Consider the following 22,343-nt stretch of genomic DNA (forward strand, 5'->3'; position numbering starts at 1 on the left):
CTCACCCCCGGCGACGTGGGCCGGGAGGGTGGCAGGAGAGGGGATCAGACCGACCGCTTCCGCAGGCGTCGCCTCTCCCGCTCCGAGAGTCCGCCCCAGATGCCGAAGCGCTCGTCGTTGCCCAGGGCGTACTCCAGGCACTCGCTGCGCACGGTGCAGGCGCTGCAGACCTTCTTGGCGTCCCGCGTGGAGCCGCCCTTCTCGGGGAAGAAGGCCTCGGGGTCGGTCTGCGCGCACAGGGCGTCCACCTGCCAGGCCAGCTCGCCGTCGACGTCCCGGGGGTCGGCGAAGCCGGGCAGGCCCAGCCAGGCCACCGGACGGTCCGCCCCCGCGCTGCCCGGGGTCCGGTCGGCGCGCTCCGGCGCCGGGCCTCCGGGATGCAGGGCCGTGACGGTGGCGTGCCCCTGCCCGGCGTCCGGGTCCTCGGTCCCGTCGTGCTCGGCCAGGAAGGCCGTGGCCTGGTCCTCGAGGGACTGATCCTCCTGCAGCCGGCGTGCGGCGTCCGGGTCCGCCGGGTCCAGGAACCAGTCGGCGGGGACTGCCCGTCCGGGGTGCGTGCCCTCCAGTGCCCTGACACTGCCGTTCTGCTGGATCCTCTGGACCTGCTGGGCATTCTCCATGCGATTCCTCCCCGTTCTCACGCTGCTGGCCTCCGAACCGGGATCTCCGGCGCTGGTGGCGTGGGCACGGGCTCGGGGCGCGCCAACCGACCACCTCCTCCGCGGGAACCGGGGCACACGCCCGACCCATCCCACGCGGGATGTGGCCCGAACACAACGGAGGTCAGTGGTGAGCGGTGGGAAGCGCCGGGGTCACCGTGACCGTTCTGCAGTGAATTACATCCGTGTAACTCGCCGTTCGTCAAACCGGGACGAGACAATGTCAGAGAGCGGACGGCGCAGGCTGTACCGACACGCCGCCGCTGCCACCGGCCCGACCGGCGTGTCGTCTCGAGCCGTCCGGACCACTCTAGGGTGGGCGGGGCGGGAACGCGCAGACGGGCCCCTGACGTGAGAGGACATCGCACCATGGTCAACCTGGGAACACCTGACCGCACCGGCCGCGGACCGGCCGACTGGTTCGAGGCGGTGGCCGCCTCGCCCCGGCCCGCCGTGGTGGACTACGCCGCGGGTGAGGACCGGGTGGAGCTGTCCGGGCGGGTGCTGGCGAACTGGGCGGCCAAGACCGCGAACCTGCTCGACGCCGAGGGGCTGGGGACCGGGTCGACGGTCGCCGTGGACCTGCCGGTCGGCTGGCAGCCGCTGGCCCTGCTGCTGGGTACGGCGCGGGCCGGCGTGGACGTGGTGTTCACCGCCGGCGACTCCGCGACGGACGCCGACCTGGTGGTCACCGACGCCCCCTCGGCCTGGGCCGGCTCCCCGGCCGAGCTCTGGGCGGTGGCCCCGGGGGACGACGGGTTGCCGGACCACGCGCTGGACTTCACCGCCGAGGTGCGCGTGCAGGGCGATCGCTGCCCCCTGCCGGTGCCGTCCGGCGACCTGGCCGCACAGGCCCGGGACTGGGCCGACGCCCCTGGCCTCACGGGAACGGACGAGACGGACGGCACCGGCCGGCCGGCCCGGGACGCGGACCCCTCCGTGCGCTGGCTCCGGCGGGACCGGGGGCTCGTGGTGGCGGCGAGTGGCCGACGCCTGCACCGTGGCCTGGCGGGCGCCGTCCTGCAGGCCTGGGCCGCGGGCCTGCCGGTGGTGCTGGTGCCCACCGGTCACGCCGGCGACGACGCCTCGGCCGGCATCATCGCGGCCGAGCGGCTGGGCGACGTGGTGGACGTGGTGGAGGGGCCGGAGGGGCAGGCACCGGGCTGAGGCCGGAGCGGGCCCCGTGGGCCCGGCCCGCGCGCACGGCGGGGCGGTCAGTCGACCGCGTCGGTGCGTCCGGGAGCCGCGGTCCCGGTGGCCGGGGGGCCGGCCTCGGCGGGGGTGCGTGCCGAGGCCGGCGGCGCGGCGTCCTCGGAGTCCCGCCCGGTGCGGTGCCTGGCCGGGGTGTCCTGGGTGTGGATGACGGGCACCTGCCCCGTGAGCCGCTCGCGGTCGTGGGCGAACTGCGGGTCCGCGTCCAGCTCCTCGGTGAAGACCCAGAACCGGTAGGCGAAGAACCGGAAGATGGTCCCGAGGATCAGGCCGACCACGCTGCCGGCGATGAAGATCCCGGTGGTGGAGGTGACGCCCAGCCAGTACTGCGCCACGAAGACGCAGGCGGCGGCGATCCCCATGCCGATCACGTTCATGATGGCGAACAGCACGAACTCGCGCATCACGTTGCTCTGCCGGCGGTGCCGGAAGGTCCAGAAGCGGTTCGCCGCGTAGGAGAAGACCGTGGCCACCACGCTGGCCACGACCTTGGACTTGACGTTGCTGCCCTCCATCGGGCCGGCCATCAGCCAGAGGAAGACCACGGAGTCCACCACGAAGGCAGCGGCTCCGACGGCCCCGAACTTGGCGACCTCCCGCCACAGCATGGCGACCAGGGCCACGAGACGTTGCCACAGGTTGCTGAACATGGGCGTGGGCAGACTCCTTCGGTGGGTGAGGCCGGACGGGTCCTGGGCAGGACGGTCGCGGCTCCGCCGGACGGGGCAGGACGCGGCCCGCCGGAAATGTACCTGCCGAGTGTAGAACGCTTTCCTGCCGGTTTCCTGACAAGTCCGGCAACCGGACGGTTCCGTCGACGAGGCCCGGGCCGCGGTGGGTACCCTTGGTCCGTGAGTTTTCCTGTGATCGGTGTTGTGGGCGGCGGACAGCTGGCCCGGATGATGGCTCCTGCCGCCACGGCCCTGGGCGTTCGCCTGAGGGTCCTGGCCGAGGGGGGCGACGTCTCGGCCACGACCGCCGCGGAGTGCGTCGTGGGCGACTACCGCGACCTGGAGACGTTGCGTGACTTCGCCGCCTCCGTGGACGTGGTGACGTTCGACCACGAGCACGTGCCGGCCGAGCACCTCAGGGCGCTGGAGGCCGCCGGGGTGAACCTGCAACCGGGTCCGGACGCCCTGCAGCACGCCCAGGACAAGCTGCTGATGCGGCAGGCCTGCGACCGGCTCGGGCTGCCCAACCCGGCCTGGGCAGCGGTGACCACCGTCGACGAGCTCATCGGGTTCGCGCGCCGTGTCGAGTTCCCGGTGGTGCTCAAGACCCCGCGGGGCGGGTACGACGGCAAGGGCGTGCGCGTCGTGGCCTCCGTCGAGGACGCCGAGGACTGCCGTGACTGGTTCGGGCTCGGCTTCGAGGCCCTGCTCGTCGAGGACCTGGTGGAGTTCTCCCGGGAGCTCTCGGCACAGGTCGCCCGCACGCCCTCGGGGACCACGGCGTCCTATCCCGTCGTGGAGTCCATCCAGACCGACGGGATCTGCGACGTCGTCACCGCACCGGCACCGGGGATCGACCCCCGCACCGCCCAGGCCGCCGAGGAGGCCGCAGTCACCCTGGCCGAGGGGCTCGGCGTGACCGGCATGCTGGCGGTCGAGCTGTTCGAGACCCCGGGGATCGGTCCGGGATTCATGGTCAACGAGCTGGCGATGCGCCCGCACAACTCCGGCCACTGGACCATGGACGGCGCCGTCACCGGCCAGTTCGAACAGCACGTCCGGGCGGTGCTGGACCTGCCCCTGGGCGCCACGGACACCCTCGGGGCCTACACCGTGATGAAGAACTACCTCGGCGGCGCCAACGAGGACCTGTACTCGGCCTTCCCCGCCGCCATGGCCGCCCACCCGGAGGCGAAGATCCATGCCTACGGCAAGTCCGTCCGCCCGGGCCGCAAGATCGGGCACGTGAACGTCGTCGCCCCCCTGGCGGAGGACCTCGCTGCGGCCCGAGAGGCCGCGGAGAGCGCCGCCGCGATCATCCGCGACGGCCACCGCGCCCAGAACGAGCCGCGCACCGCGGCCGCCGACGACCTCCAGGAGCAGTCATGACCGGCACCCCGCACACCCCGTCCCCGGCCCGGGTGGCCGTGGTCATGGGATCGGACTCGGACTGGCCGGTCATGCAGGCCGCCGCCGAGGCCCTGGAGGAATTCGGCATCCCCTACGAGGCCGACGTCGTCTCCGCCCACCGCATGCCGCACGAGATGGTGGCCTTCGGGACCGCGGCCCACGAGCGCGGGATCCGGGTGGTCATCGCCGGCGCGGGCGGCGCCGCCCACCTTCCCGGGATGATCGCCTCCACCACGCCGCTGCCGGTCATCGGCGTCCCGGTGCCGCTGAAGACGCTGGACGGGATGGACTCGCTGCTGTCCATCGTGCAGATGCCCGCCGGGGTCCCGGTGGCCACCGTGTCCATCGGCGGTGCCCGGAACGCCGGGCTGCTGGCCGCCCGCATCCTCGCCGCCGGCACGGACGAGGAGGCGGTCCGGCTGCGCGGGCAGTTGATCCGTTTCGCGGACGAGCTCAGGGAGACCGCCACCGCCAAGGGTGGCCGGCTCCGTGAGTCGCTGGCCGGCCGGCCGGGTTACCACCAGCCCGCCTCGCCCGCCGACCGCTCATGACCCGGCCGGCAGGCACGGGACACCCGGACCGGGCAGTGAAGGTCACCGGGCCATGACCTCCCACACGCAGCCCCAGGGCACCACCCGCGCGGCGGCCGGCGGTGGGGATCCCGTCCGCGCCCCGGAGACCGGCACGGTCCCGCAGCGCACCAAGCGGGCCTGGATCCTGCTGGCCCTGACGCTGTTCGTGCCCGGCGGCGCCCAGGTGGTGGCCGGCGACCGGCGTCTCGGCCGGGCCGCGCTGCGGGTGACCCTGACGGTGTGGGCGCTGGCCGTCGTCGCGCTGGTGCTGTTCTTCGTCAACCGGGACCTGCTGATCCGGATCGGTGCCAACACCTGGGTCCTGCTGGGGTGCATCGTGGCGCTGGCCGGTCTGGCCATCGGCTGGGCGGTGCTCTGGGTGGACACGTTCCGGCTGCTCCGGCTCCGGCTCGTGGCCCCGGGCATGCGGCCGCTCATCGCGTTCGCCTCGGTCCTGCTGCTGCTGGTGACCTCCGGGGCCCTGGGCTACGGCGCGTGGGCGGTGAACGCCGGGCGCAGCACCCTCACCTCGATCTTCCCGCCCGGACAGGCCATCGAGCCGGTGGACGGGCGCTACAACGTCCTGCTGATGGGCGGGGACGCGGGTGAGGGACGGATCGGCCTGCGGCCCGACTCCATCCACGTCGCCTCCGTGAACGCCGAGACCGGCCGGACGATCATCTTCTCCATCCCCCGCAACTTCCAGAACGCCCGGTTCACCGAGGACTCCCCGCTCTGGTCCGCCTACCCGGAGGGCTTCTCCTGTGGGGACGAGTGCATCCTCAACGCTCTCTACGTGGACGTGATGCAGAGCCACCAGGACCTGTACCCGGGCGCGCAGGACCCGGGCGCCGAGGCCATGAAGGACGCCGCCGGGGGCATCCTGGGGCTCGAGGTCCAGGCCTACGCCATGGTGGACATGGCCGGCTTCGCCCAGCTGATCGACGCCATGGGCGGGGTCACGGTGACCTCCGGCGGCTGGACCACCTACCGCGGGCACCGTCCGGACGGGCAGTGGGGCAACGCCTGGTGGGGGCCGGGGACCTACACCTTCAACGGCGAGCAGGCCCTGGCGTTCGCCCGCTCCCGGCACTTCTCCACCGACTACTCCCGGATCCGCCGCCAGCAGTGCATCCAGTCGGCCATGCTGGCCCAGTTCAATCCGCAGACCCTGATCCCGCGCTTCCAGGGCATCCTGGAGGCCGGTGAGCAGATCGTGGAGACCGACCTGCCGGGCCAGCAGCTGGGTACCTTCGTGTCCCTCGCCTCGAGCGGCCGGTCCCAGTCCACGGGCCGGCTGACCATCGGCGCCCCGGACTTCGGGGACCAGGGCGACCGGTTCACCACCTTCCCCGACTTCGACCTGATCCACCAGCGCGTGGGGGAGATGCTCTCCGAGGACGGGACGCCGCAGGCCGCCGGCGCAGTGCCCGCCCCGTTCCTGTTCGTGGACGCCGCCGCCGGGATCCTGACGGCCGGCACGGGCAACATCGACTCGCAGGGCGCGGACAGCGACAACCCCGAGGACTGGCCCGCCCCGCCGCCGCAGCCCGACGGCGACCCGATCACCGAGGACTGGCTGATGTACCTCGAGGACACCGGGCAGACCGGCCTGCTGGAGGAGGCGGCGAAGACCAACCACCTCTGCGTGGCCGGCCGCGGCTAGCCGGCCCGTGCACTGCGGCGCCGGTCAGGCCTCGGCGGTGGCGAGCCGGTGCCTGCGGGTCACGTCGGAGACGATGTGCTCGGCGATCGCCAGGGACGAGGTGGCCCCGGGAGAGGGGGCGTTGCGCACGAGGGTGGTCCGGCCGATGCCCTCGATGACGAAGTCGTCGACCAGGGTGCCGTCCCGGTCCATCGCCTGGGCACGGATGCCGCGGGGCACCGGCGTGGACACTGCACCCGCCAGGGACGGCACGTACCGGACCGCTCCGGCGAGGAACCTGGTCCGGGAGGCCACCGCGCCCAGTTCCCGGACGGCCGCCCGGACGTTGCGGCCGGCGAACCTCCAGAATCCGGGGGTGGTGGCCACGTCCAGGGTGTCCCGCAGGCCCACGCGGTGTCCGGAGTAGTTCTCGCGCCCGAGGGACAGGAAGGCATTGGGCCCGACGAGCATCTCGCCGTCCACGCGCTTGGTCAGGTGGACCCCCAGGAACGGATAGGCCGGATCAGGCACGGGGTAGACCAACCCGTTGAGCACGGTGCGGTGTTCCGCGGCCAGCCGGGAGTACTGGCCGAAGAACGGGACGATCCTCGGATAGGCGGAACCACCGGCCAGGGCGGCGATCCGGTCCGACTGGAGTCCCGCACAGGCGATGACGATGTCGAAGCACCTGCTGCCCTCCGGCGTGGTGACCACGCAGCGGTCCTCGAGGTTGGCCAGCCCGGTGACCTCCGCTCCCAGGCGGACCGCTCCCCCGGCCGCGCGCACGTCCTCGAGGAGGGCCCGCGTCACGGCCGCGTAGTCGGTGATGGCCGTCTGCGGCGAGTGCAGGGCCAGGCGCCCGACGGCGTGGGGCTCGATCTCACGGATCCCGTCCGGCCCGACCAGCTGGACGCCCGGCACGCCGTTGGCGACCGCCCTGCCGTGGATGGCGCGCAACCGCTCCCCCTCGTCCTCGCGCAACGCCACGACGAGCTTCCCGCACTCCTCGTACGGCAGTCCCCGCTCCCGGGCGTAGTCACGGAGCAGGGTCGTCCCCCGGCGGCACAACCGGGCCTTGAGGCTTCCGGGCTGGTAGTAGAGACCGGCGTGGACCACCCCGGAGTTGTGGCCGGTCTGGTGCGCGGCCGCCTGGCCCTCCTTGTCGAGGACGGTCACGGAGTCGTCCGGGAACCGCCGAGTCAGCTCCCGGGCGACGGCGGCACCGATGATGCCGGCACCGATGACGGCGAAGGTGGTCATGGACGAAGGATATCCAGCGCCCCCACCGGGGGCGTCCCGGTGAACGGAGCGTGTCCGGTGGATAGGCTGGCACCATGTTCCTGCTGCGCAATGCCATCCGTGACTATGCCTGGGGCTCCGCGACCCTGTTGGCCGAGCTGCAGGGACGCACCCCCTCGGGCCGTCCGGAGGCCGAGCTGTGGATGGGCGCCCACCCCGGGGCCCCCTCCGGCGCCGTGCCCGCCGCGGACCCCTCGGCCACGCCGGTCCCCCTGGACGAGTTGATCGCCCGCGACCCGCAGGCCCTGCTCGGGCACGCCGCCCGGTTCGGCCGGCTGCCCTACCTGGTGAAGCTGCTCGCGGCCGGCCGGCCGCTGTCCATCCAGGCCCATCCCACCCTGGACCAGGCCCGCGCCGGGTTCGCCGCCGAACAGGCCGCCGGGATCCCGATCACCGCGGCGCACCGCAACTACCGCGATGACAACCACAAGCCCGAGATGGTGCTCGCGCTGACCCCGTTCACCGCCCTGTGCGGCTTCCGCTCCCCCGAGGACGCCGCGCGGTCCTTCGACCGGCTCGCCGGGGCCCTGGCCGAGCACTTCGAGGGCGCCGACGCCGGCCCCGGCACCGCGGCCGCGGCCCTGGCCGCCACGCTGCGCGCCGGTGACCTGGAGGCGGCGTTCTCCACCCTGCTGGACCCCGAGGGCGGCTGGACCGCCGGCGCCTGGGTCCAGGACGTCGTCGCCGCCCTGCGCCGGGCCCCGCGCGTGCTGGAGGAGGACCTGAACCTGTCCACCGCCGTCGGGATCTGCGAGCACTACCCCGGCGATGCCGGGGTGATGGTCTCCGTGCTGCTGAACCGGGTGGACCTGGCCCCGGGACAGGCCATCCACCTGCCGGCCGGCAACGTGCACGCCTACCTGCACGGGCTCGGCGTGGAGGTGATGGCGGCCTCGGACAACGTGCTGCGCGGCGGACTGACGCCCAAGCACGTGGACGTGGACGAACTGCGCCGGGTGGTGCGCTTCGAGGCGCTGCCGGTGCCCTACTGCACCCCGCACGCCGACGGCGCCGGCCGCCTGGTCTTCCGCCCGCCCTTCGAGGAGTTCCGGCTCGAGCGCCTGGACCTGCCCGCGGCCACCGGAGCGACCCTGACCGCCAACGGACCGGTCATCGCGGTCTGCACGGCCGGGACGGTACGCATCGACTCCGGTCACGACAGCGCCGTGCTCACTCCCGGGCAGTCCGTGTTCCTCGGCGCGGCCGAGGACCCGGCCGTGGTGCGGCCCGGCGACCGGGACGCCGCCCAGGACGGGACCGGGGACGGGACCGGGGCCGGGACAGGAACCAGGACGGCGGACGGGGCGGCGGCCACACCGGGGACCCTGTTCGCGGTCACCCTCCCCTAGGCGCGCCGACCGCTGCCTCGGCCCGCCGGCCGGACCGGCCCCGAGACGACGACCGGCGGCCGGATCCGTCCCCCGGACACGGGGCTGCCCGTCCAGGACGGGGCGAATCCGACCGCCGGTCGAGCGGGAGGGTCAGCGCCGGGACGGGGAGACCTCCGTGTCGATCCACTTCTCCCACTTGCGGGCCTGGTGCTCGGCCTCCACGATGCGCACGGTGCCGGACTTCGAGCGCATGACCATGGACTGCGTCACCACGCGGTCGTTGTAGTAGCGCACCCCGCGCAGCAGGTCGCCGTCGGTGATGCCGGTCGCGGCGAAGTAGCAGTTGTCCGACTTCACCAGGTCGTCCGTGGTGAGCACGGCGTCGAGGTCGTGCCCGGCGTCGATGGCCTTCTGGCGCTCCTCGTCGTCCTTCGGGGCCAGCCGGCCCTGGATGACCCCGCCGACGGCCTTGATGGCGCACGCGGTGATGATGCCCTCCGGGGTGCCGCCGATGCCCAGCAGCATGTCCACGTCGGTGCCGTGGCGGGCCGCGGCGATGCCGCCGGCCACGTCCCCGTCCATGATGAACTTCACGCGGGCCCCGGCGGCGCGGATCTCCTCGACGAGCTTCTCGTGGCGCGGGCGCTCCAGCACGCACACGTTGAGCTGGCTGACGGGCTTGTTCAGGGCCTTGGACACCAGGTGGATGTTCTGCTTGATGGGCAGGCGCAGGTCGACGAAGTCGGCGGCCTCGGGGCCCACGACCATCTTGTCCATGTAGAACACCGCGGACGGGTCGAACATCGCACCGCGCTCGGCGACGGCGAACACGGACAGCGCGTTCGGGTAGCCCAGGGCGGTCAGGCGGGTGCCGTCGATGGGGTCCACGGCGACGTCGACCTCGGGGCCGGTGCCGTCACCGACATGCTCGCCGTTGAAGAGCATGGGCGCCTCGTCCTTCTCGCCCTCGCCGATGACGACCACGCCGTTCATCCGGACCGTGTCCATGAAGGCGCGCATGGCGTCCACGGCGGCGCCGTCGGCGGTGTTCTTGTCCCCGTAGCCGACCCAGTGGCCGGCGGCGATGGCTGCCGCCTCGGTGACCCGCACCAGCTCGAGCGCGAGGTTGCGGTCCGGCTCCGTCCCGGACACCGCCAGGTTGCGGTTCAGCATGTTGTAGTCAGCGTGCTGTTCTGCCGGCTTCTGGGCCGTGACCCTCTGGGCCGGAACCTCGTTGTTCGCGGACTGGTCAGTGCTCACCGTGTGTCTCCGTCTGCAGGGTACGTCTTGCGGACTCATCCTAGTGTCCGGCGCGGTGGCAGAATGGACCGGTGACCTCCCCCGAGCCAGAGACCGCCGCCGCCAAGCCCCGCCTGACCCAGAAGCAGGTGAAGCGGGCCGGCCAGTCCGCCCGTGCCATGGTGATCAGCGTGCTGGCCACGCTGGGCATCGCGTTGCTGGTGGTGCTGCTCAATCCCGGGTCCACGGAGCAGACGTACGACCGGGACGTCGATGTCCGGGCCGCCGCCGAACAGGCCACGGCGACCGCCGGCTTCACCGCCGCCGCGCCGGGCCTGCCCGAGGGGTGGACGGCCAATTTCGCCCGCTGGAACGGTGCCGGCGCCGACCGGGTGGAGTTCTGGGAGGCCGGTTACCTCACGCCGGAGGAGGAGTTCGCCGGGTTCAAGCAGACGGCCCAGGCGAACCCCACCTGGGTCTCCCAGCAGATCCGCAACGCACCGCTGACCGGCTCGCGCACCGTGGACGGCACCTCGTGGGACCTGCACGAGCCCGCGGACGGGGACGCGTACCTGGTGACCGAGCTGGACGGCACCACGATCATCGTCACGGGTTCGGGTGAGCTGTCCGACATGGATACGCTGGCCGGAGCCATCCAGCAGTACCTCGAGGAGGACGCAGCATGACACTGACCCCCACCCGCGCCTATGAACTGATGCGCGAGGGCAACGAGCGTTTCGTCTCCGGCACGTCCCGGCACCCGAACCAGGACGCGGCCCGCCGAACCTCCCTGGCGAGCGGGCAGGACCCGATCGCCGTGCTCTTCGGCTGCTCCGACTCCCGGCTGGCCGCGGAGATCATCTTCGACCTGGGCCTGGGCGACCTGTTCGTCATCCGCACCGCGGGGCAGGTGATCGACGACGCCGTGCTGGGCTCCCTGGAGTTCAGCATCGACGAGCTCAACACCCCCCTGATCGTGGTCCTGGGCCATGACAGCTGCGGCGCCGTCACCGCCGCCGTCGACTCCTACACCAGCGGCGAGATGCCCGCCGGGTTCCAGCGCTCCCTCGTGGAGCGCATCATGCCCTCCGTCTTCGCCGCCCGCCGCCAGGGGGTCGAGGACGTGAACGGCACCGTGGCCGAGCACACCGTGCAGACCTGCCAGCGGCTGGTGGAGTCCTCGATGTCCGTGGCCCGGGCCGTGGAGCAGGGCCGCACCGCGATCGTGGGCCTGACCTACTCCCTGGCCGAGGGCACCGCCAACGAGGTCAAGGTCATCGGCGACCTCGAGCCCGCCGAGGGCGCCGCCGCCGGCTGAGCCCGTCCCCCCGGGCCGCGGCCCGGGGGCCTCAACCGCGGATGAGGTGCAGCGAACGGGCCACGGTCACCGCCTCGGTGCGGTTGCCGACCCCGAGCTTCTGGAACACGTGGTTCAGATGGGTCTTCACGGTGGCCTGGGAGATGAACAGCCCGGCCGCGATCTCCCGGTTCGTCCGTCCCCGCGCCAGCTGCTCGAGGATGTCGATCTCCCGGGGGCTCAACGACGGCCCGGCTCCCGGTCCCGCGCCCAGTGCCCGCCGGGCCAGTCCCGCCGGCAGGGTCCAGGTCCCGGCCGCGGCGTTCCCGACCGCGTCCCGCAGCTCCTGCGCGGAGGCGTCCTTGAGCAGGTAGCCGGCCGCCCCGGCCGCCAGCGCCGCCTGGACGTCGGACACCGCACCGTAGGTGGAGACGATCAGCACCGGCACCTCCGGGTGGTCGCCGCCGAGCCGCCGGGTCGCCTCGATCCCGGAGGGCCCCTCCCCCAGCTCGATGTCCATCACCACGACGTCCGGCCCCTCCCCGCGGGCCCGCAGCCGGTCCACCAGGTCCCGGGCCTGGCGGGCGGTGGCTGCCTCGGCCACCACCTGCAGGGTCCCGCCCGCCTCCAGGACCGCGCGCAGGCCCGCCCGCACCACGGGGTGGTCGTCCACGAGCAGCACCCGCACCGGCTCCCCGGACCGCGGGCCCGCCTGCCGCTCCCCGCTCATTCCCCCTCCTCGCCGTGATCGCGTCCGCCCCGGACCCGGTCGCCACCCCGCGTCGGCCGCGGCGGCAGCGGCAGGGCCAGCGCCACCACCGTGCCCCGGCCCGCGACCGCGCCCCCGGGGCCCTCGTCGGCGTCCTCCACCGTGAGGGTCCCGCCAAGTCCCTCCGCCCGCTCCCGCATCGTCCGGATACCGAAGCCCTCGGCGTTCCCGCCCCGGCCGCGGCCGTCGTCGTGGACGTCCAGGGTCACCAGGCGCGGATGGACCGCCAGGGTGACCACGCAGTGCGCCGCTCCCGAGTGCAGCAGGACGTTGGACAGTGCGGACTGGGCCACCCGGAGGACGGTGGTGGCGACGTCCCCGCCCAGCGCGGCGCCGTCCTCGGGACCGCGGAAGGTCACGGTGAGCCCAGAACCGGCCGCCCGGGCCGTTCCCTGGACGGCCCGGCAGGCGTCCGCGAGCACCGTCGCGAGGTCGTCGCCGGCCCCGCGCTGCTCCACCAGGGCGCGGACCTGGACGAGGTTCTCGGCCGCTGACCGCTCGATCTGGCGCAACCGCCCGGAGAGCGGTCCACCGGGGTCCCGGTCGAGGGCGGCGCGGGAGAGCAGCACCACGGAGGCCAGTCCCTGGGCCAGGGTGTCGTGCAGGTCCCGGGCCCAGCGTTCCCGTTCGGCGAGCGCCCCGGCCTGGCGCTCGGAGGCGGCCAACCGGTCCTGGGCGGCGCGCAGTTCCACGCTCGTGCGGCGCTGGATCCGGGCCTCCTCCAGGAACAGGGCGTAGGCGGCGGACATCACCACGGCCACCACGGCACCGAGGACCGGCCCCACGACCGACCCGACGTCGAGGGTCCCGCGATGGGCCAGGAACCCCGCCAGCACGCTCCCCGTCAGCAGCAGCACCAGCACGAGCGCACCGGGCCGCGAGCGACGGCCGACCAGGTGCAGGTGCAGGAAGAACAGCGGGAACACCAGCCAGGCGAAGTCCACGTGCACCGCCAGCAGCGCCCACCAGGCCACGGTGACCAGGAGCAGCCACGTCGCACGGCCGCGCCCCGCGATCCCGCCGTCCGCCGCCTCCCAGTCGGCCCGGGCCGCGCGTCGTTTCTCCACGATCGTGCCGGCCAGGTAGACCGCCGCGAACAGTGCGGCCAGCAGCACGGTCAGCCACGCGGCGCCGTGGTCCCCGGTCCGGAGGGCGGGTGCGAGTGACCGGATGAGCCCGATCAGCAGCAGCACGGCCACGGACACGTGCAGCACCACCCGCATGGTGCGCAGCAGCACGGGAATGCGCGTGCCGGCCGGCGGGGCGTCAGCGTCGGTGTCCACCCGAGCAGGCTAGCCCGGGCCCGGGCGGTCCCGGGTGCCCGGACTCAACCGAAGGGTTGACCCCGGACCGCCCGGACGGTCGATGTGCCGGGCCCGGTGCCGCGGAAGGCTGGGACCAGTCCCGGCCGGTCGGCGGCCGGACCCGGTCCGTCCGACCCGTCAAGGAGTGCCTCCGTGTCCGTCACGTCCCCGCTGTTCCTGTCCCTGCGCGATGTCCGGTTCTGCGCCGGACGGTTCTCCCTGATGGGCGCGGTGGTCGCCCTGATCACCCTGCTGCTGGTGTTCCTCACCGCGCTGACCAACGGCCTGGCCCACCAGAACGTCTCCGCCGTGCTGGCCTGGGACGAGGCCGGGACGACGGCGGCCGGTGCGGAGCCGGTGGAGGTCACGGTGGTCTTCGGCGCCGCCCACGCCGCGAGCGCGGACGACGTGGAGACCAGCTTCACCGCCTCGACCGTGGACGCGGGCCAGCTGGCCGCGTGGCGGGACGATGACCGGGTGCGGTGGGCGGAGCCGGTCGGGATCGGCCAGGCCCGGGCCGACTCCGGAACCGCCGTGACGTCCGTGACTCTGGTGGGCCTGGAACCGGGCTCCCGGCTCGCCCCGGGGGAGCTCGGCGGCGGGGCCCGGATCAGCGCGAGCGCGGCCGGGCAGCTCGGCGTCGGCCCCGGTGACGGGATCTCCGTCAACGGCCGGGAGGTTCCCGTCGCCGAGGTCACCGAGGACCAGTGGTACTCGCACACGCCCGTCGTCTGGCTGCCCCTGACGACCTGGTCCTCACTCACCCACGCCGGGCAGGGAGCGGCCACCGTCCTGGTCGCCGGGACCGATGCGGACGCCGGCCAAGCACCGGTGGCGGCCGAGCGGACCGCCACGGTGGCCACGGACCTCAGGGAGTCACTCTCGGCCCTGCCGTCCTACTCCTCGGAGAACGGGTCCCTGGTGATGATGCAGGCCTTCCTCTACGGGATCTCCGCCCTGGTGATCGCCGCCTTCATGGCCGTGTTCACCCTGCAGCGCACGCGGGACATCGCGGTGCTCAAGGCCCTCGGCGCCACCACGGGATGGGTGGTCCGCGACGCCCTCGCCCAGGCGTCGGTCGTCCTGCTCTGCGGCGCCTCCGCCGGGGCCGTGCTGGGTGTCGCCGGCCTCCTGCTGGCCGGACAGGCCGTGCCCGTGCAGCTCGACGCCGGCGCCGTCGTCCTGCCCGTCGCCCTCACCCTCGGCCTGGGCCTGGCCGCCTCGGTGGCGGCGGTCTGGCGGTCGTGCCGGGTCGATCCCCTGGTCGCGCTCGGCGGCAGCTGACCCGCGCGAACGCGCCTCTGGCCCCATCCGCACGTCCCGAAGCCCTCAGGCCCCGAAGCCCCGACCCCCCAGGAGGAACCCCCATGCTGCACCTGTCACGCGTCACCCTGACCTATCCCGACGGCGAGGACGGGACCCTCGACGCCCTGGACGCGGTGGACCTGTCCGTCCCCGCCGGGCAGATGCTCGCCCTGGTCGGCCCGTCCGGGTCCGGTAAGTCATCCCTGCTGGCGGTGGCCGGGGCCCTCATCACCCCGACGGCGGGCACCGTCCGCGTCGGCGGGACGGAGGTCACCGGGGCCAGCCGGGCCGAGCGGGCCCGGCTGCGGCTGGAGCACATCGGGGTGGTCTTCCAGCAGCCCCGGCTCCTGCCGTCCCTGACCGCCCTGGAGCAGCTGCAGCTGGTCGGGGTGCTGCGCGGGGCCCGGCCTCGGGACCTGCGGGTAGCGGCCCGGGAGGCGCTGGCCGCCGTCGGGATGAGCTCGGCCGCCGGCCGCCGCCCCCACCAGTTGTCCGGGGGCCAGCGTCAACGGGTGAACATCGCCCGCGCCCTGATGGGCACCCCGTCCGTGCTGCTGGTGGACGAACCGACCTCGGCCCTGGACCACGAGCGCTCCGGCGAGGTGATGGACCTGCTCCGGGACCTCACCCGGGAGCGGTCCCTGGCCACCGTGGTGGTGACCCACGACCTGGAGTTCGTCCCCGTGGCGGACCGGGTGGTCACCCTGCGTGATGGGCGGCTGGCCGAACACGCGACGGTCTAAAGTGGGGAACCATGACCGATCAGTCTTCTCAGCACTCTTCCGAACAGCAGTTCCGCATCGAGCACGACACCATGGGCGAGGTCAAGGTCCCCGTCAATGCCCTGTACCGTGCCCAGACCCAGCGGGCCGTGGAGAACTTCCCGATCTCCGGCAAGACCCTCGAGCCGGCGCACATCCACGCCCTGGCCCAGGTCAAGAAGGCCGCGGCGAAGGCCAACGCCGAGCTCGGCGTGATCTCCGAGGAACGCCGGGACGCGATCGTGGCCGCCGCGGACGAGGTGATCTCCGGCAAGCACGACGCGCACTACCCGATCGACGTCTTCCAGACCGGCTCCGGCACCTCCTCGAACATGAACACCAACGAGGTGCTGGCCAACCTGGCCACGCAGGCGCTGAAGTCCGCCGGCTCGGACACCGAGGTCCACCCGAACGACCACGTCAACGCCTCCCAGTCCTCCAACGACGTCTTCCCGACCTCGGTGCACGTCGCCGTCACCGGCGCCCTGATCAATGACCTCAAGCCCGCCCTGGAGCACCTCGCGGCGTCCCTGGAGCGCAAGGCCCAGGCCTTCGAGGGCATCGTCAAGGCCGGCCGCACCCACCTGATGGACGCCACCCCGGTGACCCTTGGCCAGGAGTTCGGCGGCTACGCCGCCCAGGTCCGCTATGGCATCGAGCGCATCGACGCCTCCCTGCCCCGCGTGGCCGAGGTCCCCCTGGGCGGCACCGCCGTGGGCACCGGCATCAACACCCCGAAGGGCTTCTCCGCCCGCGTGATCGAGCTGCTCGCCGAGGAGACCGGCCTGCCGATCACCGAGGCGCGCAACCACTTCGAGGCCCAGGCGAACCGCGACGGCCTGGTCGAGGCCTCCGGCCAGCTGCGCAACATCGCGTACTCGTTCATGAAGATCAACAACGACCTGCGCTGGATGGGCTCCGGGCCGAACACCGGCCTGGGCGAGATCGCCATCCCGGACCTGCAGCCGGGTTCCTCGATCATGCCGGGCAAGGTCAACCCCGTGATCTGCGAGGCCGCCATCATGGTCTGCGCCCAGGTGATCGGCAACGACACCACGGTGTCCCTGTCCTCCACCAACGGCGCCTTCGAGCTCAACGTCGGCATCCCGGTGATGGCCGCCAACCTGCTCGAGTCCATCCGCCTGCTGGCCAACACCTCCCGCGTGATGGCGGACAAGATGATCGACGGCATCGAGGCCAACGAGGAGCGCTGCAGCTTCCTGGCCGGGGCCTCCCCGTCCATCGTCACTCCGCTGAACAAGGTCATCGGCTACGAGGCCGCCGCCAAGATCGCCAAGCACTCCGTGGCGCAGAAGATGACCGTGCGCGAGGCCGTCGTCGACCTGGGCTACGTGGAGCGCGGCGAGGTCACCGAGGAGCAGCTGGACGCGGCCCTGGACACCATGTCCATGACCCACCCGGCCTGATCCTCCCGGCCCGCCCGGAGGCCCGGTTCCCCGCCCGTCAGGGCAGGAACCGGGCCTCCGGCGTCTCCTCGAGCGCCCAGCCCAGGGCGCGTGCGTGCAACGGGGGCAGGTCCGGGAGCGCGCCGAGCCGGAACCAGCCGACGTCGGTGTTCTCCTCGTCGCCCACCCGTGCCTCGCCGGAGACGTAGTCCATCAGCATCACCACGTCCAGGTACTGGGCGCGGTCCCCGTTCGGGTACGTCACCTCGGTGGTGGTCCCGACGCCGGCCAGACGCCGCGGCGCGCACCGCACCCCGGTCTCCTCCAGGGTCTCCCGCACGGCGGTGGCCGCCGGCTCCTCACCGGGCTCGATGATCCCGGCCGGCAGCGTCCACCGGCCGTTGTCCGCGCGCTTGACCAGGAGCACCTCGCGCTCGTCCCCCGTCGGACCGGCCTCCCGGGCCTCCCCGCGGGCGGCCGGGCGCAGCACCACGGCCTTGCAGCCGGGCAGCCACAGCGAGTCGCGGCCGATCTTCTCGCGCAGGGCCAGGATGAACTCGGGAGTGGGCATGGACCCACGCTACAACCCGGGCGCGGGACGGGCGCCGGTCACGCCAGCAGCGCGACGGCGGTGCCGGCCAGCATGGCCGGACCGAACGGCAGGTGGGTGGACCCGGTGGCCCGCCGGGCGGCGACGAGGACCAGGGCCACCAGTCCCCCCACGACGAAGGCGACGACGATCGCCCCGAACAGGTGGTCCCAGCCCAGCCACCCGGCGTACAAGCCGAGTGCGCCGCCGAGCTTGACGTCGCCCATGCCCATGCCGGTCCGGCTGAGCAGGTGCAGGACGAGCATGAGCGCGAGGTAGACGGCGCCGCCCCCGAGCATTCCCCAGAACCGGGTCCACCCGGTGTCGCTGGCCAGGCACCCCAGGCCCAGGATGACCCCGCCTCCGGCGGCCAGCACCCCGGTCCACTGGTTGGGCAGCCGGTGCTCGCGCAGGTCCGTCACGGTGAGCACGACCGCGCACACCGCGAACAGTGCCAGCGCCGCCACCGCACAGGCCACCAGCAACCAGTTCCCGTCCCGGGCCGCCTCGACCAGTACATTCGGCATGGACCCCAGCCTAGGACCCCCGGCGACGGCCCCGGGCCGGACGCACCGACGCTGTGGACGGCGACGGTGGGCCGTGGCCGCCGCCTAGACTGGGCCCATGCCCGGCCCCCTGGACCGCCCCAGCACCAGCCCCTCCCCCGTGACGACCTACCGCTCCTGGCCGGAGTGGGTCCAGCGGACGGTCCCCGTGGCCGTCCTGGTGGCGCTGATGTGGGTCCTGGAGTTCATCGACCTGTTCGCCGGCGGCCGGCTCAACCAGTTCGGCATCCAGCCGCTGGAACCCGGTGGCATGAGCGGCATCCTCTTCGCCCCCCTGTTGCACTCCGGGTTCGGGCACCTGATCTCGAACACCGTCCCGCTGCTGGTCCTGGGCGTCATGATCGCGTGGATCACGCACCGGTGGTGGCTGATCACGGCCGGCGTCTGGCTGCTCGGCGGGCTGTTCACCTGGGTGATCGGCGGGACCGGCACCAACCACATCGGCGCCTCGCTCGTGGTCTACGGTTACGCGGCCTTCCTGGTCACCTACGGCGTGCTGTCCCGGCGGTTCTCGGCGATCCTGGGCGCCGTGGTCACGGTCCTGCTCTACGGCGGCTTCGTGTGGGGCTTCCTGCCCCTCAATCCGCGCGTCTCCTGGGAGGGCCACCTGGCCGGCGCGGCGGCGGGCGTGGTGGTGGCCTTCGCGGACACCCGCCAGGCCCACCGGGACCTGCGGCAGCGGCGCGCCCTGCAGGAGTGGTGACGACCGGGGCCATGCCCGGCAAATCCTGCCCGAAGGTCGCTGGTGTCAACTTCTCCCAAGTGGTAGTCATTCGCGCCGGTGGCAGGTATGCTGAAACCGCTTCCATCCGTGTGATACCGACTCAGTGATAAGTGCACCGACGGAAGCCTCCGGCTCCATGGCCTCTCATCCCGTTTCACGGGGCCATGGTCAACGGTGGATTCGCCCCGGTTCCCCCATCCCCCCCTCCGCGGGGACCGGCCCGATCCGCCAGGGGGCCGCTGCACCTCGTGCAGCGGCCCCTCTTTCTTTCGCCCGTCTGGTGCGCCCTCCCTCAGATGGAGGCGTCCTCCAGCAGTTCGGTCACGAGGGCGGCGATCGGCGAGCGCTCCGACCGGTTCAGCGTGACGTGGCCGAACAACGGGTGCCCCTTGAGGGTCTCGACGACGGCCGCGATGCCGTCATGCCGGCCCACCCGCAGGTTGTCCCGCTGTGCGATGTCGTGGGTGAGCACAATCTTGGAGTTCTGTCCCATGCGGCTCATCACCGTCAGCAGCACGTTCTTCTCCAGGGACTGCGCCTCGTCCACGATCACCCAGGAATCGTGCAGGGACCGGCCGCGGATGTGGGTGAGCGGCAGGACCTCCAGCATCCCCCGGTCGACCACCTCGTCCAGGACCTCGGTGGAGACCAGGGCTCCCAGGGTGTCGAACACGGCCTGGGCCCAGGGGTTCATCTTCTCGGACTCCGAACCGGGCAGGTACCCCAGTTCCTGCCCCCCGACGGCGTAGAGCGGGCGGAAGACCACCACCTTGCGGTGCTCGCGGCGTTCCATCACCGCGTCCAGTCCGGCGCAGAGTGCCAGCGCCGACTTGCCGGTACCGGCCCGGCCGCCCAGGGACACGATGCCGACGGTGGGGTCGAGGAGCAGGTCGATGGCCAGGCGCTGCTCCGCGGAGCGGCCGTGCAGGCCGAACACGTCCCGGTCCCCACGGACCACCTGGGTGTTGCGGTGCTGGTCCACCCGGCCCAGGGCGGAGCCGCGCGGCGAGGTGATCACCAGTCCGGTGTTCACCGGCAGCTCGGCCGCCTCTGCCACCGCCACCGGGTCGCCCGCGTAGAGGGCGTTGACCTCCTCCTCGGTGGCCCTGACCTCGGCCGTGCCGGTCCAGCCGGAGTCGCGGACGAGCTCGTTGCGGTACTCGTCGGCCTGGAGTCCCATGGCCGAGGCCTTGACGCGCATCGGCAGGTCCTTGGAGACCACCGTGACGTCGCGCCCCTCGTCGGCGAAGTTCTTGGCCACCGCCAGGATGCGGGCGTCGTTCTCGGTGGACCGGAACCCGTGGGGCAGCACGTCCACGGAGATGTGGTTCAGCTCCACCCGCAGTGACCCGCCCTCCGTGCCCAGGGGCACCGGGCGGTTCAGCGATCCGTGCTCGATCCGCAGCTCGTCCAGCAGCCGCAGCGCCTTGCGCGCGAAGTACCCCAGGTCCGGGTCGTCCCGCTTCTTCTCCAGTTCCGAGATCACCACGATCGGCAGGATCACCTCGTGCTCGGCGAAGCGCAGGATCGCCCGCGGATCGGACAGGAGCACGGAGGTGTCGAGCAGGTAGGACCGCTCCCCCACGCTCATCCGTGGTGCGGGCTGGGTGGCCTCCGGGGTGGTGGCGGCCAGGGCGGTAGACAGGTTATCCACGTCGGACTCCAGACCGGGGCACGCGCCCCGATGATCGAGGGGCGGGGTGGGGCGGACCGGCCGGGGGCCGGAACGGCCCCCCGCTGCGTGCTGTCGGGAGTGACGGCATACGGCCTGGCCTTTCCGATCAATCCGCCGGGTGCGGATCGACTCGATCCGTGCCCGTCGGCGACTGATACCCCCACCGTAGGACCGCGCGCCGGGGTGCGGGAGGAGAAAGCGCCAGGTGACGTGATTAACTTTCGGTGAAGGTATCGCCAACGGGTCACGGCCCCGCGTCGGGGCCGGCGTGGTCAGGACCCGAAGCGGCGCTGCCGGGAGGCGAAGTCCCGCAGGGCGCGGATGAAGTCCACCCGGCGGAAGTCCGGCCACAGGGCCTCGCAGAAGTAGAACTCCGAGTAGGCGGACTGCCACATCAGGAACCCGGAGAGGCGCTGCTCGCCCGAGGTGCGGATCACCAGGTCGGGGTCCGGCTGGCCACGGGTGTAGAGGCGGTCGGAGATCTGCTCGTCCGTGAGCTCCGCGGCCACGTCCGCGGCACTGCGGCCGGCGGCGTCGGCCTCCAACAGCAGCTCCTTGACCGCGTCCACGATCTCCCGGCGGCCGCCGTAGCCCACCGCGACGTTCACGTGCACCCCCTCGGCGTCCGCCGTGCGGGCCTGCAGGTCCTCCAGCGTCTCCGCCAGGCCCTCGGGGAGCAGGTCGGGCGCGCCGACGGCCTGCACGCGGACCCGGTGGCCGTTCTCCAGGCCGTCGGCCAGCCGCGCCAGGGTGTTGCCGATGATGCCGACCAGCTGTTCCAGCTCGTCCGGGGGGCGATTCATGTTGTCCGTGGAGAGCATGTACAGCGTCACGACCTTGATGCCCAGCTCGTCGCACCAGCCCAGGAACTCGTGGATCTTCTCCGCACCGGCCTGGTGGCCGTCCGCCGTGGTGGCCCCCGAGGCCTTGGCCCAGCGGCGGTTGCCGTCCAGGACCACGCCGATGTGCCGCGGCAGCCGCTCCGGGTCCAGGCTCGAGGCGATGACCCGCTCATAGATGCTGTAGACCACGTTCGGTCCCACCATGGTCCCCCACCTTCCGGCCGCGGCGCGCCCCGTGCCGGCGCTCCTGCTGGGGTCTACGGTAGCGAACCCCGGGCGCGACCCAGCTCCTCCCCAGACGGCCGGACTACTCTGGGGTAATGATGCAGCACCCCGTCGCCGACCCCTCGGCCGGTGCCCCGGGCCTGGCCGAGCAGTCCTCACCGCGCCGTCGCTGGCGCATGGAGCGCGTGACGGATCCCGACCACCCCGACTTCAAGCCGCGGATGCGGGGCCACCTGCACGCCGCGATGGTTCCCCTGGTCCTGGCGGCCGGCATCGTCCTGGTCGTCCTGGCGCCCACCCCCGGCCTGACGTGGGCCAGCGCGGTGTACGCCCTCACCGGGCTGATGCTGTTCGCGGTCTCGGCGGTCTACCACCTGGTGCAGTGGACGCCGAGGGTGGCCCTGGTGCTCAAGCGACTGGACCACACGAACATCATGCTGGTCATCGCCGGCACCTACACGCCCCTGTCCATCGCCCTGCTGCCCCCGGGCAAGGCCACGCTGCTGCTGGGCTGTGTCTGGGTCGGGGCCGTGGCGGGCGTGGCGTTCCGGGTGTTCTGGACCGCGGCGCCGCGCTGGCTCTACACCCCGGTCTACGTCCTGCTCGGGCTGGCGGCCCTGCTGTTCATCGCGGACTTCTTCGCCGCCGACGCGGTGGCCGCCGTCCTGGTCTGCGCGGGCGGGGCCTGCTACATCATCGGCGCCGTGTTCTACGCCCTCAAGCGGCCGAACCTCCACCGCGAGTGGTTCGGCTTCCACGAGCTGTTCCACGCCTTCACCATCGGCGGCTTCGCCTGTCACTACGTCGCCATCATGGTCGCGGTGCTGCAGGCCTGATCCCGC

General features: G+C 72.8%; 22 protein-coding genes. 12 read left to right on the plus strand and 10 right to left on the minus strand.

Features of this window, described 5'->3' with window-relative positions:
• Positions 1-44: 44 nt before the first annotated feature.
• Positions 45-620: a WhiB family transcriptional regulator gene (locus PLJ28_RS01585; RefSeq protein WP_183523870.1), complete on the minus strand. Its 576-nt coding sequence runs from the start codon at positions 618-620 to the stop codon at positions 45-47.
• Between the two features lie 408 nt (positions 621-1,028).
• Between PLJ28_RS01585 and PLJ28_RS01590 the strand changes: the two genes are divergently transcribed.
• Positions 1,029-1,826, plus strand: a complete 798-nt coding sequence (locus tag PLJ28_RS01590) for a TIGR03089 family protein (protein WP_298043252.1) — start codon at positions 1,029-1,031, stop codon at positions 1,824-1,826.
• A 47-nt stretch (positions 1,827-1,873) separates the two neighbouring features.
• Here PLJ28_RS01590 and PLJ28_RS01595 read toward each other — a convergent pair whose 3' ends face one another.
• On the minus strand, positions 1,874-2,521 hold the full coding sequence (locus PLJ28_RS01595) for a GtrA family protein (protein WP_298043254.1): 648 nt from the start codon (positions 2,519-2,521) through the stop codon (positions 1,874-1,876).
• A 201-nt stretch (positions 2,522-2,722) separates the two neighbouring features.
• On the opposite strand from PLJ28_RS01595, the gene PLJ28_RS01600 reads away from it, so the two are divergent.
• Genes PLJ28_RS01600 through PLJ28_RS01610 form a run of 3 tightly spaced genes read left to right on the plus strand, consistent with a single transcriptional unit; the run spans position 2,723 to position 6,190 of the window.
• Positions 2,723-3,931, plus strand: a complete 1,209-nt coding sequence (locus tag PLJ28_RS01600; RefSeq protein ID WP_298043256.1) for a 5-(carboxyamino)imidazole ribonucleotide synthase — start codon at positions 2,723-2,725, stop codon at positions 3,929-3,931.
• Complete coding sequence (gene purE / locus PLJ28_RS01605; protein ID WP_183523858.1) at positions 3,928-4,503, plus strand: 5-(carboxyamino)imidazole ribonucleotide mutase; 576 nt, start codon at positions 3,928-3,930, stop codon at positions 4,501-4,503. The genes PLJ28_RS01600 and purE overlap by 4 nt, the downstream gene beginning before the upstream one ends.
• A gap of 52 nt (positions 4,504-4,555) precedes the next feature.
• Positions 4,556-6,190, plus strand: coding sequence for an LCP family protein (locus PLJ28_RS01610; RefSeq protein ID WP_298043259.1), 1,635 nt, complete (start codon positions 4,556-4,558; stop codon positions 6,188-6,190).
• A 24-nt stretch (positions 6,191-6,214) separates the two neighbouring features.
• Here PLJ28_RS01610 and lhgD read toward each other — a convergent pair whose 3' ends face one another.
• The gene (gene lhgD, locus PLJ28_RS01615) at positions 6,215-7,429 is read right to left on the minus strand and encodes an L-2-hydroxyglutarate dehydrogenase (protein ID WP_298043261.1); all 1,215 of its coding nucleotides are present in this window, start codon (positions 7,427-7,429) and stop codon (positions 6,215-6,217) included.
• A gap of 74 nt (positions 7,430-7,503) precedes the next feature.
• Between lhgD and manA the strand changes: the two genes are divergently transcribed.
• Positions 7,504-8,817, plus strand: coding sequence for a mannose-6-phosphate isomerase, class I (manA, locus tag PLJ28_RS01620; protein WP_324589851.1), 1,314 nt, complete (start codon positions 7,504-7,506; stop codon positions 8,815-8,817).
• A gap of 132 nt (positions 8,818-8,949) precedes the next feature.
• Here the strand turns inward: manA and glpX are convergent, their stop codons facing one another.
• The gene (gene glpX / locus PLJ28_RS01625) at positions 8,950-9,972 is read right to left on the minus strand and encodes a class II fructose-bisphosphatase (protein ID WP_298043278.1); all 1,023 of its coding nucleotides are present in this window, start codon (positions 9,970-9,972) and stop codon (positions 8,950-8,952) included.
• Between the two features lie 158 nt (positions 9,973-10,130).
• Here glpX and PLJ28_RS01630 point away from each other — a divergent pair, with 158 nt between their 5' ends.
• Positions 10,131-10,724 carry a DUF4245 domain-containing protein gene (locus tag PLJ28_RS01630; protein ID WP_183523846.1) on the plus strand — a complete coding sequence of 198 codons (594 nt, stop codon included), beginning with the start codon at positions 10,131-10,133 and terminating at the stop codon, positions 10,722-10,724.
• Positions 10,721-11,356 (plus strand): carbonic anhydrase, encoded by a 636-nt coding sequence (locus PLJ28_RS01635; RefSeq protein ID WP_183523843.1) that lies wholly within the window; start codon positions 10,721-10,723, stop codon positions 11,354-11,356. Before PLJ28_RS01630 ends, PLJ28_RS01635 begins: the two co-directional genes overlap by 4 nt.
• A 31-nt stretch (positions 11,357-11,387) precedes the next feature.
• On the opposite strand, the gene PLJ28_RS01640 is transcribed toward PLJ28_RS01635, so the two are convergent.
• Together PLJ28_RS01640 and PLJ28_RS01645 are read right to left on the minus strand one after the other, a co-directional pair.
• Positions 11,388-12,065, minus strand: coding sequence for a response regulator transcription factor (locus tag PLJ28_RS01640; protein WP_183523840.1), 678 nt, complete (start codon positions 12,063-12,065; stop codon positions 11,388-11,390).
• Positions 12,062-13,387, minus strand: a complete 1,326-nt coding sequence (locus tag PLJ28_RS01645) for a sensor histidine kinase (protein ID WP_298043268.1) — start codon at positions 13,385-13,387, stop codon at positions 12,062-12,064. The genes PLJ28_RS01640 and PLJ28_RS01645 overlap by 4 nt, the downstream gene beginning before the upstream one ends.
• Before the next feature lie 174 nt (positions 13,388-13,561).
• On the opposite strand from PLJ28_RS01645, the gene PLJ28_RS01650 reads away from it, so the two are divergent.
• The 3 genes from PLJ28_RS01650 (at position 13,562) to PLJ28_RS01660 (ending at position 16,901) form a co-directional block, all read left to right on the plus strand.
• Positions 13,562-14,692, plus strand: a complete 1,131-nt coding sequence (locus tag PLJ28_RS01650; protein WP_324589852.1) for an ABC transporter permease — start codon at positions 13,562-13,564, stop codon at positions 14,690-14,692.
• 83 nt (positions 14,693-14,775) lie between these two features.
• Positions 14,776-15,456: an ABC transporter ATP-binding protein gene (locus PLJ28_RS01655; protein WP_183523835.1), complete on the plus strand. Its 681-nt coding sequence runs from the start codon at positions 14,776-14,778 to the stop codon at positions 15,454-15,456.
• A gap of 11 nt (positions 15,457-15,467) precedes the next feature.
• Entirely contained in the window at positions 15,468-16,901 is a 1,434-nt protein-coding gene (locus PLJ28_RS01660; protein WP_183523832.1) for a class II fumarate hydratase, read from the plus strand.
• Positions 16,902-16,938: 37 nt separating this feature from the next.
• Here PLJ28_RS01660 and PLJ28_RS01665 read toward each other — a convergent pair whose 3' ends face one another.
• A complete protein-coding gene (locus PLJ28_RS01665) occupies positions 16,939-17,451 on the minus strand; it encodes an NUDIX hydrolase (protein ID WP_183523829.1) in 513 nt (170 codons plus the stop codon).
• A 38-nt stretch (positions 17,452-17,489) separates the two neighbouring features.
• Positions 17,490-17,996 (minus strand): prepilin peptidase, encoded by a 507-nt coding sequence (locus PLJ28_RS01670; RefSeq protein WP_183523825.1) that lies wholly within the window; start codon positions 17,994-17,996, stop codon positions 17,490-17,492.
• Positions 17,997-18,093: 97 nt separating this feature from the next.
• Here PLJ28_RS01670 and PLJ28_RS01675 point away from each other — a divergent pair, with 97 nt between their 5' ends.
• Entirely contained in the window at positions 18,094-18,738 is a 645-nt protein-coding gene (locus PLJ28_RS01675) for a rhomboid family intramembrane serine protease (RefSeq protein ID WP_298043271.1), read from the plus strand.
• 313 nt (positions 18,739-19,051) lie between these two features.
• Here the strand turns inward: PLJ28_RS01675 and phoH2 are convergent, their stop codons facing one another.
• Together phoH2 and PLJ28_RS01685 are read right to left on the minus strand one after the other, a co-directional pair.
• Entirely contained in the window at positions 19,052-20,350 is a 1,299-nt protein-coding gene (phoH2, locus tag PLJ28_RS01680; protein ID WP_298043281.1) for an RNA 5'-3' helicase PhoH2, read from the minus strand.
• Positions 20,351-20,706: 356 nt separating this feature from the next.
• A complete protein-coding gene (locus tag PLJ28_RS01685) occupies positions 20,707-21,480 on the minus strand; it encodes an isoprenyl transferase (RefSeq protein WP_010142945.1) in 774 nt (257 codons plus the stop codon).
• Positions 21,481-21,599: 119 nt separating this feature from the next.
• Between PLJ28_RS01685 and trhA the strand changes: the two genes are divergently transcribed.
• The gene (gene trhA, locus PLJ28_RS01690) at positions 21,600-22,337 is read left to right on the plus strand and encodes a PAQR family membrane homeostasis protein TrhA (RefSeq protein ID WP_370577160.1); all 738 of its coding nucleotides are present in this window, start codon (positions 21,600-21,602) and stop codon (positions 22,335-22,337) included.
• Positions 22,338-22,343 lie beyond the last annotated feature (6 nt).

Origin of the sequence: Citricoccus sp. (assembly GCF_035445025.1) — a bacterium.
GTDB lineage: Bacteria > Actinomycetota > Actinomycetes > Actinomycetales > Micrococcaceae > Citricoccus.